This window comes from Granulicella sp. L60 (assembly GCF_009765825.1).
Taxonomy (GTDB): Bacteria; Acidobacteriota; Terriglobia; order Terriglobales; family Acidobacteriaceae; genus Edaphobacter.
Map to the genome: position 1 here is coordinate 1 of NZ_LMUR01000006.1, position 12,597 is coordinate 12,597.

Genomic DNA, 12,597 nt, shown 5'->3' on the forward strand with positions numbered 1-12,597 from the left:
CCTCCTCGATCAACACGAAGGTTCCAACGTGGCGAATCGCTCTTGAGGATACTGAGATGAATATCCTCTCCACAACCACAAGGGCATTTCATGATCGCCAGCCAGGGTTCGCCCTCTCCCACGGCATAAACTTTCGTTGTCGCTACCGACGGTGGCGGATCGAGCACGTATTTCACTCGGTAAACCTTCTTTCGAGAAGAAAAGAACTGTCGGAAGCTTCTCAGTAAGCCGATTACAGTCACGAGCCCTCCGATAAGGAAACACGGCCCAACAGCGGCACTTGATCGCCGAGTCCTAGCTCGCGTTTCAGGTGTGCTTGAATACCTATTTCGGGTTCTCTAAAGAGCACTGATTCACAGAGATCGCCGCGAACGGTGCTGAACTCGCGATTGTGAATATTCCGGAAGCGATGTACGCGGGCGAGAAACTCCATAACTGCTAGGGCAGCGAAAAGCGTGTTCACGCTGATCACGGCGGGACGCTCTTCGTCTACTCCGAGGATGTATTTTTGGCGCTTTAACTCAGCATAGCCATCTGGGTTCGTTCGCTTAGTCTCTTCGGCTCTGACCTGCTCCAGCGTAAAGGCACCGCGATCTAGGAGCGAGCTGCTTCCTGGAGAATAGTAATGTACAGCGCCTGCGATGCCGTCGATACCCCCGACACCATCCGCTACTAGACTAACCCCAACATCTATATAGGCCTGTAGATAGTACGCAGCAATCCGATTAGCCAAGTTCCGTCCTTCGGCACCGTCAACACAGCCGAAAATAATGTCACATTCGCAGACGCGACGAACGGCTTCCGCTGAATCTAGGTTCTGTTGGAGAGCCAAAACGTTCTGTCCCCGGCCCAAAGAGTGGATCATTCGTTCCATCACTCTGACTTTGGGTGTGCCTTCTCGGGCATCCTCAGCAGTCGAGTTCAAAATTCTGTTTAGGTTTTTCTCTTCAATCAGATCTGGGTCTACTAAGACGAAACTGCCTACCCCTAAGCGAGCAAGTTGCTCAATCACTACACTTCCCGTGCCCGAGCAGCCAATGACTGCGACCCGGAGAGAGCTGAGGAGCGAAATCGTACCGCTGCCAAATGCTTGCAAATTCCGGCGATCGTCGGGCCGTTCGGATTCGCATACCTGGTTTGGCCAGAAGTCTATGTTCTCGCCCGCAACCAATACAGAACTCAGAGGCTCGCCGATCTTTGCACAGATCAACTCTCTTCCAAACATTCGACCAGAAGGCAACATGATGGCACTGGCATGAAGTCTTCCTTCCGTGAAGAGGCAGTCGAAAGCTAACGACAGGGCACGATCTGAGCGGTCATCGACTTCTGAGAATTTGGTGTATCCTCCGGGGTGCGAATGCACCTTGACGATACTCGCACCGGTATTCCAAACTTCCGCGACGATTCGATCCAGTGAATCCGTTGACCAGACGACAAGATCGTCTCTTCTCACCGAGCATTCTTCGTAAGGAATAGGCACGACCTTTCTCGCCGTCAAGACACCCCTCTCAGAATCTTCATGCCTTCCGCAGATCAGGAGAGCGACTGCTTCGAGGCCATCTCCCGGAAAGAGGTGGTTGTGCAACTCCAAATGCAACGAGTCAGTCAATCTCAGCGTAGTCATCGGATCGTGAACTCCCGTCTCAAATAATCGTCAACGAGTGAAAGATGCGTAGAGAGGTCATCAACACCTGCTCTCCAAGGCTGTTGGGGTGTTCTATGGCGCGACCATTGCTGGAATACACCGATTGACCACGAGACCACCGTCAAATTATTGATCTGGCGCCCATCACTACGAGCGAGGGCAGGGCTGAAATACACCATGTCAATCTGCGTGTCAGGGTAACCAGGCGGAATAACGAGGGCGAGTTTCGCGACTCTCTGTGTGTATCCCGTAGGGATTTGCCAATCTTCAATCACGAGAAGCAGTTGGCCACTCGGCTCACGAACTGTACTCCAAGGGAGTGCTAGCGAATCCAGGAATTGCATTTCCGTGCCCGGTAAAACAAAATCACGGCGCAGCACCGCCGTCGCCGGGGACCCCTCGCGGGGGTCCTTGGGGACGGTGGTAAAACGCTCGATGCCATGTGCATGAAGATCGACATGCTGCGTTGGGAGAACGGGCTCTGGCTGCTTTCCCTTGAAAATCTGATACAGCTTACTTGTTGCTGAACTCTTTCCCGCGAGGTGAAGCAATTCTTCTCCTGTTGGGTCAGCCTTGTGTACGTGGTAGACGTGCTTATCAATCCGCACGGCGTAGACCTTGGCTCTCGGTGGGCGTTCTCCCCTGCGGGCAAACTCCTCGATAACCACCAGTTCGACCAGATTGCCGTGATCGAAGATCTCTTCGACCAGAATGACCTCATTTGCGTCTTCAGCTCTCATAAGAGCCTCCTTGTGTGTAGCCAACGGATATATAAAAGTTAGCTAATGATTAGCTACATGTCAAGGTACCACAAAGCGGGGTATGCACCTTTTAAGGTGCATTTAGAGCCAACATAGCTGGCAAACAGCCATGATTTGCTTGACTTTTAGCTGTTTTTGCACTATTCTGTGGAAAAGGTGAACAGATGGCGAATGCAACCAAGAAAACGATGACCCTAAATCTCACGGATGGTGAGATGTGTGCCCTGGACATCTTGGCGGACAAGAAAGACCTTTCGAAAACTCAGATAGTTCGCCAAGCTCTCCGTCTTTACCAAACGGTGGATGTTCGTCTTGCCCGAGGCGAAAAGCTCTTTTTTGAAGACGAAGAGAAAAAGTCAAAATCTGAGCTTATGGTCCTGTGAGACTTCCGATCCACTTGATTGAATTGGCCACTGGAACTGCGGTCGACGGGATCATTTTTGATGACGTTACCCTTGAGCACTTCATCGAAAGCCAAGCAAAATGGCGGCCCCTCGTAGTTGAGGCGGCAAAAAAGATGCAGGCGAGCGGCACACCTACAGATCAACTTCCAAGGCACTGGCATTGGAACTGGGAGCGCAAAGAGCAGCAACTCGGAGACATCGGCCTCAGCTTCTTCGGGATCGAATGCAGAGGTGAACTGCAAGGCCTGATGAAAGTTGATCTTGCCAAGTATTCAGCCAAGATCCCGACTCAAGCTCGTGCGGAGTTGGCCTACATAGATTATCTTGAGGCTGCTCCCTGGAACATCCGCGAACTAGCCGAAGCTAACGGTCATCCGCCACGCTTCGGAACCGTTGGCCTAAACTTGTTCGCCGCTGCGATCGGCTTGAGCTTGGAAGTGGGATACGAGGGACGAGTTGGGCTTCACTCTCTCCCTAACCCTAGGACAGAACGCTTCTACGAAAACACATGCAAGATGATCCCTGTACATAGAGACCCCAGTATGAGTAACCTGTTATACCTCGAAACAACCCCCGTCCAAGCACAGCTATTCCTATCCGAGGCGCAGAGATGATTGACTTAAGGTTGAGCCCGACATGGTTAGCAGCAAAAGCTAAAGAGGAAGACGGAGTGCAGCTTTCCGTCGGCGGCTGGATTTCGGAACTGTCTTCCACATTCACGTCACATGGAGAGCCGAAACCATCCGAGCCATTGGCTCTTGCGGCGGATAAGCGCGATTCTACTGAAAAGCTCTCAGCCCCGCAGGCCGCAATCGAAACATCTCCGGCCCTTCCTGTTTTCGGTCAATTCTTGAATTTATCAAGGCGGGAAAAAGGTTGGAGCGTTCAACAACTAGCGGGTAAACTCAATGTCGAACCGGAAAGCCTTGTACGTCTCGAAAACGGTCAACCTCCTCAGCCAATGCTCGTCTCCAAGATTGCAAAGGTTTTTGAGTTGCCGCCGAAAAGTCTTCTGCAAATAGCTGGTCATGCAACAGCAGAGAAGACTGTCGCCGATGCTGCTTTCGCTTTCGCGGCACGCTCGAACACGAGACCCCTTGATGCCGAACAGCGCGCCGCCCTCAAAGAATTCGTGAAAGCATTAGCTTCCCAGTGATAGAAGCTGAACGTCGGGTACACCGTTGAGAAATACCTACCTTCCAGAAGAAACCGCTAAAGAGATCGATGTCCAGGTCAGCAAGATTCTCCGTGGACTTGGGAAACCAGAGCCACCTCTGGATCTAAATGCGGTATTCCAGCTCCAGAAACTCGACCCGCAATACTATCTGACAAGTGACGATGGAGTGGTTCGAGAAACTGTCAGTCGAGTGAAGATAGGGGCCAAGCTCATCTTTGAGAATCCGGTTCGAATCTGGGATGCAATTCGACATGCAGATTTGCGTGCGCTGTATGTGCCTGAGCAGCGCCGGATTTTAGTCGACGGCAACCTGCATGACATGAAGAAGCGTTGGAACTCTGCTCATGAGATTGGCCATTCCATCCTTGAGTGGCATGGCGACTACACGTTTGGCGACGATAGCATCACTCTAAACCAAAGCTGTCACGAACTCATCGAGAGTGAGGCAAACTTTGCCGCTGGTCGCTTGCTCTTCCTCCAAGATAAATTTAGCGAGCGCGTGCTGGGCCAGACTCATACTCTCAAGTCGCTCGGAGAAATAGGGAAGGATTTTGCGAATTCTTGGACTGCTACCGTCTATCGCGCGGTCGAGACTTTGGATGTGCCGTCTTTCGCCGTGATCGGGTGCCATCCTAGACGTGGCAAGGGCGATAAGGCACGTTACTTTGTGACCTCGCGCTCGTTTGCAAACAATTTTCCAAACTTCGGTGAAGTTGAGGCAGCAGCACTATTAGCTTCTTATTGCAGCTTCAGCACCAAAGGGCCACTCGGCACCAAGACCTTCGTCATCAAAGACGCGCGCTCTGACGCCCATGAATTTGAAATCGAGTCTTTCGCACTTCCCCAAGGCGACGTTCTGAGCCTAGCTCAATATCGGAAAAAGTCTCCAACGATCATTGCAGTTACCTCACCTATTCTTCGCTGACACTGCCCTTGCATTCGAGAACGCGACCTCAACGCTTGGCTTTCCCCGACAGACCAGAGTAAGGAACTGTTGGAACGTATTTTGACGGAAAAAGAGATGCCATACTACGTTCATCAGATCGCGGTTTGACTCAAATACTCACCATGTCTCCAGAAGAACTCCACGAATTCGGTAGCCGCATCGACGATGCCGAAGACGCCGGCGACCTCGCTCAGCTTGAGGCGCTGGATGCTCAAGCAGCGACCTTGGTGGCGGACGAAACTGATCAATTTTCAGCATACATCTGGTACTTCCGAAGCAATATCCAGTCCGCAATTCAAACCATCCAAGATCCGCAAAGTTGGAAGTGGCGTCAACTACATCGTGAGCGCCAGATTCTCTACCTGCGTCGCGCCATCGCGCATAAAACCTTCCTTCTGCTTCCAGAAGTGATGCGGGCCTCAATCCTGGTGAACCTGGGAAATAGCTTGAGTGCGTTTGGTCGGGGTTTAGAAGCTATCGAACTCTACGACAGCGCTTTGGAGCTTGTACCGAAATACGCCATGGCGCAAGGCAATCGTGGGGAAGCGATGTATGCGCTGTTGCGGAGTATTCCCGATCCAGGGCACGCCCATCTTCTTGCGGCATATGCCCATCAATACCTCGAAGCAACCCAGGCGGCAGACGCCAACTGGGAGAACGGCAATATCAATGCGAAGGTTCACTACAAGGCATACGCAGAGCATATAGCTGGCAAGATCGATCCAGAACAGATTCGTCGGGATCAGTCACTTGACGAATTCTCGCTGGGCAAATCGTCAGCCGAACGAAACTACCGACTTTGGTCTTTGCGACACAACCTGTTTTTAAATCCATTGAATGTTCTCGGGAAGCATTCCATTGCTGCAGGCGATCGAATGAATCTTCCGTCGCACATCACCCCCATCATGGACCCACCGCAGTACATCGCATGGTTTAACCAAATGAAGCAGGAATACATCGGTGCGCGTTGGTTTTTATATGAAGGGACAAGATTGCCGAGACGCCATTTCGCTGATCGCGAAAGCTTCCTCGTCAATACGCTCGACTACCCAGCACATAGTCTTCAGACCGAGAAATTACGAACTGCCTTCCGGCTCGCTTACGGTCTCTTGGACAAGGTCGCGGGTTTCGTCAATACCTATTACAAGCTCGGGATGGATGCCAAGAGAGTTGACCTGCGTAACGTTTGGCGCGAGAAGAAAGTTGACCTACGTCCCGAGTTCGTTGAAAAGAAAAACCTCGCGTTGCGCGGCCTCTGTTGGCTCGCATTGGACATTATCGGCGATGATCCAAACGATCAAGACTCTATTGCTCCCGAAGCGGCCGAGTTGAAACGTATCCGGAATCTCTTGGAGCACCGCACTCTCGTGATACGCGAAATGGGAACCGCGTCACCGCTGGGCGCAGTCGAAACCATCGCTTTAGGCGACTTTGAGAGACATGCACTACATATCGTAAAGCTCGCGCGCGCAGCCCTGATGTATCTTGCCTTTTCCATGAAGCTCGAAGAAGAGGAGCGCCATGCATCCGATACATCCCTGGCCGCCCCTATAGAGCTTCCTTTGCTCTGACCTCTCATGCGTTGATGCCTCGAAGTTCCCAGCCTTGAGCAGACTCCACAAAGGAATTGTCTGATCGCAGTCTGCGTCGCAGGTAGATAAGAGGTTTGTCAGAACGAGGCATATATCCGTTTTCGATGACTCGCCGCGCAATCTCCTCCAAACAAAGAGGCTTGCGTGACGCTGCACAGATAGCGCGAACATGTGACAACAGAGGTCGCTTTTTCGCCGGAGGCAACACCTCTTGAATCGTGTTGTAGGCATCTCGCTCCTTTGCCGTTGCGTCGGCGAATTGATACATCGCGCTGACTAGTAGTTCCCAAGTTCTTCGCCCAACGTGTGCATTCAGCTGCACCCAGAGCGTGTTCAACTTGGCTCTGGATTTTGGATGTGCGAGAACAGCAATGATTGCACTAACAATGAGGAGCTGCGCGGCAGGCGGCAACCTCCTCGCGGCACGTACCAGTTTCGAGAGTAGCCTGCCAAGTGCGAGCAACGCCTCGAAGCCAAAGGTAATCGAGATCGAAGATCCCATTACGAAAGCGATACGAAGCGTACTGGCCCTCGCGTAGTCCCGCAAAGACGTGTCAATGGCGACAAGGACGACCGGTGCGGATGTCCGCAGAAAGTCGCTGTCGCGCGTGTATATGGCGCGTGCCCCGATTTCATCCAGTGTGTCGATATATGCGACATCATCGGGGTCAGTTCGACTCACGTCCATTTTGCTTTTCGTACGCGCTGTGTAGAAGAAAATAAGCTGACGAAAATCCTCCCATTCACGATAAACGTCAGCCAACGACGACGCAGTTTCTCGCGCAAGACGAGGAGCGTGCTCCTTGATCTCGCCCTCGAGGAAATGCGGAGCATACGCGACCAGGACGCCACACGATAAGACCTCATGTAGAGCCGTTCGCGCGGAAGGGTTCTTGCGGCTCTTAAGCCGCCATCGCAACTCACCTTGCACAATGTTCGCATCGATCACGAAGCGGAGCTGTAAAAGTTGCGGGAACAAGATCCGTAAGGAAGGGAATGCTCGAATCAATTCCACCAGGTGGGGCAACAAGTCCGACTGCAAGAACTCTTGCAATAAGGGAGTGTCAGCCGTCTTGTCACTTTTGGTCATGCCTCGTTGGCTGATGGTAGCAGGCTCAGAAGTAGATAGTTCCCGGCAACGTAAGGATGGCTAAACGGATTTCCTAAGCCTCTGAAGATCGCTTGCTTTTCCTGTGCCAAGCCTGCTGGTCGTACAGTTGCAAGGTTCGCGTGCACGTTCTCAACGTCCATGTCATGCAACGACGCACAAGCTTTAGCGAAGGCAATCGCCGCCACGGCGCCGTTGGCGACAGCCTCATAAAACAGTTGTGCAAAGATATACGCCGCACTGTCGAATGTACCCCATGCGGTCGCAATGACGTTTGCCTTCCGGTTCAAGAGAAACATCGAAGACAAGCCAATTTGCTCGTTCGTTTTGAAACCTTGCATGACGTTCCAGTTGATCGTGTCCGCACTGAAGCAGCTATTGAGAAAAACTATTTTGGACCGGCTCTTCGTGGCAATCCATTGGAGCCCGTAGAAGTTGGATAACGGTTGGTCGCTGTTCTCTGGGCTGAAGAACGCATCTCGGAGGTTCGAGATGGGAGTTCCATGTGCAGCAACATGAAGTACGTCGCTTTCAAATAAGGATTTCGTCGCGTCTCTGCCGGACAACGTATCGCGCACGACATTTGCTGGGGCCAAAATACGCAAGACATTGCTCAGCTCTGCGTGGTTCAACTTGAGTATGTCGCCTTCTACATCACAGGCAGACACAGTGTTCAATCCTTTGTCTACATGCTGCGTCACGTGGAGGATCGGACAAATGCGAACGGTCAAATGACCTTCGAGCATCAGTGATCTCACTTGTTTATGCGCTGTTATTGCCGCCGATACTGGGTAGAAGATGAGCTCGGGAAGGATGATGATGCTGCCAAGACCAATTTGACAGGCTTTGTCGAGAGGGGTTGCTAGCAGACCACCCAACTTATCTGTGAAAGCACCGAGGCGGTCTCTGAATTCCTGAGACGATTCCATCCCAGCTTTGTGCATGGTAAATCTGACGCTCAGTTCCGATACTTCTTTTGTAGGAAGCTCAATCCGTTCGTATTCGCTGGAACTGATGAGATAAATGCTTGCTACCGATGTCGTAAATGTCTGAGCGAAGATTCGCCCGGTTTGTCCCATTGCCTGCAGCAATTCGGTAGAGCGATTTGAAGATAACGCTGCCGCCCACGGGCTGTGACAAACGGTCAGGGTGCAGATGTCGATGATGGCTGTGTTGAGATCTGCCCAAGGAATCACTGGCGCGAACGATACCGAACTGAAGGTTTCTTCATCGGGCGTCCACCCGGTCGCCCAAGGTTCGTCATATTTCTCCCTGTACCCATAGAGCACAGGCGCTCCTGCTGCGGCGACACCCGCAAGAGCATTCTCAAATCGTTCCTTCAGCTCGGTTGGTATATCGCTCCATGCCAAAGAAGCCCTCCAATCAAGCAAAGCTAGCCAATCCGAGGAAGAGTTTCCTTTCAAAAATGCGATGATTGGCAAAACGGTCTCGGTGTTGCCGCTTCGAGGGAGTTCTTGAAGGATATGCGCCACTCTGGTGCGATACCGTTGTCGGATTCCGCGGCGATAGTGGAGCCGGCCTGCCGAAGCGATCAGCCGATCGATTAAACCGACGGCATTGTGTAGACACTCAGCTGCCTTCGTAAATTTGGCCATTGCGACACAAGTCTTGGCCTCTACAAGGTCGAGTTCGATCAGATGGGATGAATCTGTTGATTCGTCGATAAGGGCGCGCGCATGCCCCAGATATTTCTCTGCCTGGGCGTATTTCTCCAGTTCGCGTAAACAAATACTGCTGTTCATCAAGCAGACAAGCCGGAGATCGGATGGCTGCTTGGGATCGAGGCCGCGCTTGAAGCTTTTCAGGGCCGGACCGTAGTGAGTTTTCCGCAACTGGAGATTGCCATAGTTAATCTCAAGGCCTATGGGTGTTTCCAATTGAAAGCGACGGCGTAGCTTTTTGAGACTTCGTATGACCTTGGCGGCATAGTTGAGATCACCTTCAGTGATGCAGATTTCTGCGAAGCGATCCTTCACGCGAAGATTGTCATGTATGCCGCAATGTTCATTTGCGTACTCTTCTGCATCGCTGAGGATTCGATAAGCCGATTGAAATGCTTCGAAGTCGGCAAAACGGTCAGCTGCCTGGAGGTAGAGGGATATGACCGCCTCGTGGTTGGAGGCCGCCAGATAGTAATTGGATACATGACGGATCAGCAGGAAAAGATCGTCGTTCGCGAGGAGTCCCGATTCCCAAGCCTCGTGAGATTCCTGCACGGCCTTATCGCCCACATCCCAACTTTTTGAAAGAGCAGAAGCGTTAAGTATCCGATCCAATGCGGTCAGGAATTGCGAGGACTGCTGGGTCTCGCGTGCCTTCCGAAGTTCGGCTAGCATTGCGGGCAGATTTACCTTCGAGTTCGATCGTTTCATAAGAATACTTTCGCGCCAAAACAAGTCGAGAAGTGACAATCGACTAGCAGTGTTCTACATCTTGAGAGAAGACCGGAGCTCAAGGGCTCGTTGCTGGATCAATTCCATAACTTTTGGATCGTCTTCCAATTGCTTAGTGACCTCATCCTGCGCCAGACTCCAGACTCGTTCGGCATCAATCGAAATACCCCCAAAGTGGTTCGTCAGAGCGACACAAAGTCTCAGAAAGATAGCTTTATCTTCTTCATCACCTCCGTTAGAGCTAGGGAACAGCTTCCGCCCGACGATCCCGCCGGCCACGGCAGCACGAGCCATGTTTGTAACGTATTCCTGCCAGTGATGAGGTTCGCAGAGCGGCTCTTCCTCAAGCTGAATCGCAGCAAAATGTCCGTCAAATGCCTGTCGTTCCGGGCTGTAGAAGATTCGTGGAGGTGAAACAGTATAGCGGATTGGCCCCATCACCTCGTAGTAGACGAGATGGGCCGCCTCGTGAGCGAAGAGCGCTTCCATGAAGTCTGGTTCATTCAATTTGCGCGTCATGTCGGCATAGGTGGACTGGAACTTCGCAGTTACCTTCTGTTCATCAGAAATTCCGTCCGTAAAGATCAACATGCAACGAGTTTAGCAATCTGAGTTCCATCACCCGTGCGGGAGGAAGTCTCCTCCCGGCTGCAGCCGCTTCACGGCTTCCAGCCCCCACCTCAGCGGGCCGTTCCTTCCCGCAACGCCCTCCCAATAGGTCTTGCGTGCATAGCACGCGATACGGAAGACAGACCTCGCTAAGGGGCTCTGCCCCGATCGCGCGCGTCAAGGGGTTTCCCGCAGTCTTCCGCGCTTCGCTTGTGCAGACCTCCGCTGCGCTCCGCCCTTTCCGTTCCGCCTCCGGCTCCCTCTCCAACGGTGGGAGATACCCCTCCCCTTGACACTTGCTACCCCCGCCTTCGCCAGGTGGCGTTCGGCATGTACATGCCGCGTTTCAACGCGGAAGTGCAAAGGCCAAAGCAAAGGCGGAGCGGCAAATGCGAGACACGGCACAAACCACACCAAACCCTTTTACATGGCGGCGATTCGCCAACGTGTACATGGGGGAACACCTACTAGGCGAGGACATCGTAGACCTCGCGGAGTTGGGCTTTTGCGGCGACACCATCACCATCTCTTGCCCCACATGCGGAGAGGTTCTAGGGAACGTCCCTGTGGAACTTCTTAGCGACGGGCTGGAAGACCCAACCACTACCCACATCAACATCGCCCTTGATTGGCACGACGCGAAACACCATGCGCCGCGCTTGACCCATCGCGCCTAAACCCAAGGAGACACCATGACCACCCAAGCCACCACAACCATTGACAGCAAGAAGCCCACCACGAAGCAGGAAATCATCGCAGCCAACATCAAGCTCCTCATCGAGCAGTTAGAAGCTGGTAATTCGGACGCCCTCACAAACTACCTCACGGCCATGAGCCGTTTCCATAACTACAGCTTTGGCAATGTGCTGGAGATCGCCCGGCAGATGCCAGCAGCCACGAGAGTGGCAGGGTTCTGGACATGGAAAAACCTCGGTCGCAGCGTGAACGCCGGAGCGAAGGGCATTCGTATCCTTGCCCCCATTGTGGGAGTAAAGCGCAAGAAAGACAGCGAGGCTGAGAAGGACATCACCAAGCAGAACACCCGCGCCCTTTTGGGCTTCCGCAATGCCTACGTCTTCGACATCTCGCAGACCAACGGCGTAGACCTTCCGGAGTTGCACGAAGTCTCAGGCGACCCCGGCGAGAGCATCGATCGTCTCGCGGCATTCCTGAGAAGCCAAGGCATCCAGATTGTCTACAACCCGAAGATTGCCCCCGCAATGGGAGTCAGCTACGGCGGACGGATTGCCATCCTTCCGGGTCAATCCAAAGCCGAAGAGTTTTCGACGCTCGTACACGAAGCAGCCCACGAGATGATGCACAAGGCCGAACGGCGCACGGCCACCACCAAGACAGTACGCGAGACAGAAGCCGAAGCCGTTGCCTTTGTCGTCGGGAAGGCGATTGGGCTAGTCACTGGCAGCGCGTCTGCGGACTATATCAACCTCTATCACGGCAACGCATCGCTCTTGGCCGAGAGCTTGGAAGTAGTGCAGCAGACCGCGAATGTCATTCTTGCCGCTTTGGAACCACCGATGCAGAACGAAGCGGAAGCGACAACCGAAGCCGAGGAGCCGAGCGAAACGCAACTGCAGGAGGCGGCGTGATGGACACCCTTCTCCGCATCCTCAAAGCCGCAGGAGGCTGGAATCACGGCCTCTATCTTCGCATCGAGAACTCGCCGTTCATGACGCTGGTTATCGAGGCGACCGACGAATCCGGCCCGTGTGGTCTGCCTGCTATCTCTGTTTGCCATTACGGAGAGCAGAACGGCGACGCGATGCGCGACCCGGAGATGTGTTTCGAGTTGGGTCTTGCCGGAGGCGCCCACCTCAATCCGTTCTATTGGTTATGTTGAGCTCAACATAAGAAGTACTGTGTGAAGCGCCGGATTATGTGAAGTGAGATGGAGGAATGCAGTCGGGGCGCGGGAGATCGTCG

General features: G+C 53.1%; 13 protein-coding genes and 1 pseudogene. 8 read left to right on the forward strand and 6 right to left on the reverse strand.

The features are described 5' to 3' along the window. The 3 genes from GSQ82_RS25520 to GSQ82_RS03130 form a co-directional block, all read right to left on the reverse strand. Positions 1 to 92 (reverse strand): DUF6527 family protein (locus GSQ82_RS25520; protein ID WP_371417153.1); only part of this gene is annotated, 92 nt, incomplete at its 3' end. A 146-nt stretch (positions 93 to 238) separates the two neighbouring features. Beyond that, entirely contained in the window at positions 239 to 1,624 is a 1,386-nt protein-coding gene (locus GSQ82_RS03125) for a ThiF family adenylyltransferase (protein ID WP_158790578.1), read from the reverse strand. Beyond that, entirely contained in the window at positions 1,621 to 2,385 is a 765-nt protein-coding gene (locus GSQ82_RS03130; protein ID WP_158790579.1) for a multiubiquitin domain-containing protein, read from the reverse strand. The genes GSQ82_RS03125 and GSQ82_RS03130 overlap by 4 nt, the downstream gene beginning before the upstream one ends. 185 nt (positions 2,386 to 2,570) lie before the next feature. On the opposite strand from GSQ82_RS03130, the gene GSQ82_RS03135 reads away from it, so the two are divergent. The 5 genes from GSQ82_RS03135 (at position 2,571) to GSQ82_RS03155 (ending at position 6,504) form a co-directional block, all read left to right on the forward strand. Further along, positions 2,571 to 2,789, forward strand: a complete 219-nt coding sequence (locus tag GSQ82_RS03135) for a transcriptional regulator (RefSeq protein WP_216847004.1) — start codon at positions 2,571 to 2,573, stop codon at positions 2,787 to 2,789. A 14-nt stretch (positions 2,790 to 2,803) separates the two neighbouring features. Then, positions 2,804 to 3,424, forward strand: a complete 621-nt coding sequence (locus GSQ82_RS03140; RefSeq protein WP_158790580.1) for a hypothetical protein — start codon at positions 2,804 to 2,806, stop codon at positions 3,422 to 3,424. Further along, positions 3,421 to 3,966, forward strand: a complete 546-nt coding sequence (locus tag GSQ82_RS03145; protein WP_158790581.1) for a helix-turn-helix transcriptional regulator — start codon at positions 3,421 to 3,423, stop codon at positions 3,964 to 3,966. The genes GSQ82_RS03140 and GSQ82_RS03145 overlap by 4 nt, the downstream gene beginning before the upstream one ends. A 25-nt stretch (positions 3,967 to 3,991) precedes the next feature. Further along, positions 3,992 to 4,912, forward strand: a complete 921-nt coding sequence (locus GSQ82_RS03150) for an ImmA/IrrE family metallo-endopeptidase (protein WP_158790582.1) — start codon at positions 3,992 to 3,994, stop codon at positions 4,910 to 4,912. Between the two features lie 125 nt (positions 4,913 to 5,037). Next, a complete protein-coding gene (locus GSQ82_RS03155; protein WP_158790583.1) occupies positions 5,038 to 6,504 on the forward strand; it encodes an LA2681 family HEPN domain-containing protein in 1,467 nt (488 codons plus the stop codon). Between the two features lie 4 nt (positions 6,505 to 6,508). Here GSQ82_RS03155 and GSQ82_RS03160 read toward each other — a convergent pair whose 3' ends face one another. The 3 genes from GSQ82_RS03160 to GSQ82_RS03170 are packed head-to-tail and all read right to left on the reverse strand — an operon-like array spanning position 6,509 to position 10,638. Continuing rightward, positions 6,509 to 7,615: a hypothetical protein gene (locus GSQ82_RS03160; protein WP_158790584.1), complete on the reverse strand. Its 1,107-nt coding sequence runs from the start codon at positions 7,613 to 7,615 to the stop codon at positions 6,509 to 6,511. Beyond that, on the reverse strand, positions 7,612 to 10,026 hold the full coding sequence (locus tag GSQ82_RS03165) for a CHAT domain-containing protein (protein ID WP_158790585.1): 2,415 nt from the start codon (positions 10,024 to 10,026) through the stop codon (positions 7,612 to 7,614). The genes GSQ82_RS03160 and GSQ82_RS03165 overlap by 4 nt, the downstream gene beginning before the upstream one ends. Positions 10,027 to 10,080: 54 nt before the next feature. Beyond that, positions 10,081 to 10,638, reverse strand: a complete 558-nt coding sequence (locus tag GSQ82_RS03170; protein ID WP_158790586.1) for a hypothetical protein — start codon at positions 10,636 to 10,638, stop codon at positions 10,081 to 10,083. Positions 10,639 to 11,045: 407 nt separating this feature from the next. On the opposite strand from GSQ82_RS03170, the gene GSQ82_RS03175 reads away from it, so the two are divergent. The 3 genes and pseudogenes from GSQ82_RS03175 to GSQ82_RS03185 all read left to right on the forward strand — a co-directional run. After that, on the forward strand, positions 11,046 to 11,333 hold the full coding sequence (locus tag GSQ82_RS03175; protein ID WP_158790587.1) for a hypothetical protein: 288 nt from the start codon (positions 11,046 to 11,048) through the stop codon (positions 11,331 to 11,333). 15 nt (positions 11,334 to 11,348) lie between these two features. Then, positions 11,349 to 12,263, forward strand: coding sequence for an ArdC family protein (locus GSQ82_RS03180; protein WP_158790588.1), 915 nt, complete (start codon positions 11,349 to 11,351; stop codon positions 12,261 to 12,263). Continuing rightward, positions 12,263 to 12,505: pseudogene (locus GSQ82_RS03185) on the forward strand (hypothetical protein); the annotation flags it as partial. The gene GSQ82_RS03180 and the pseudogene GSQ82_RS03185, both read left to right, overlap by 1 nt. Positions 12,506 to 12,597 lie beyond the last annotated feature (92 nt).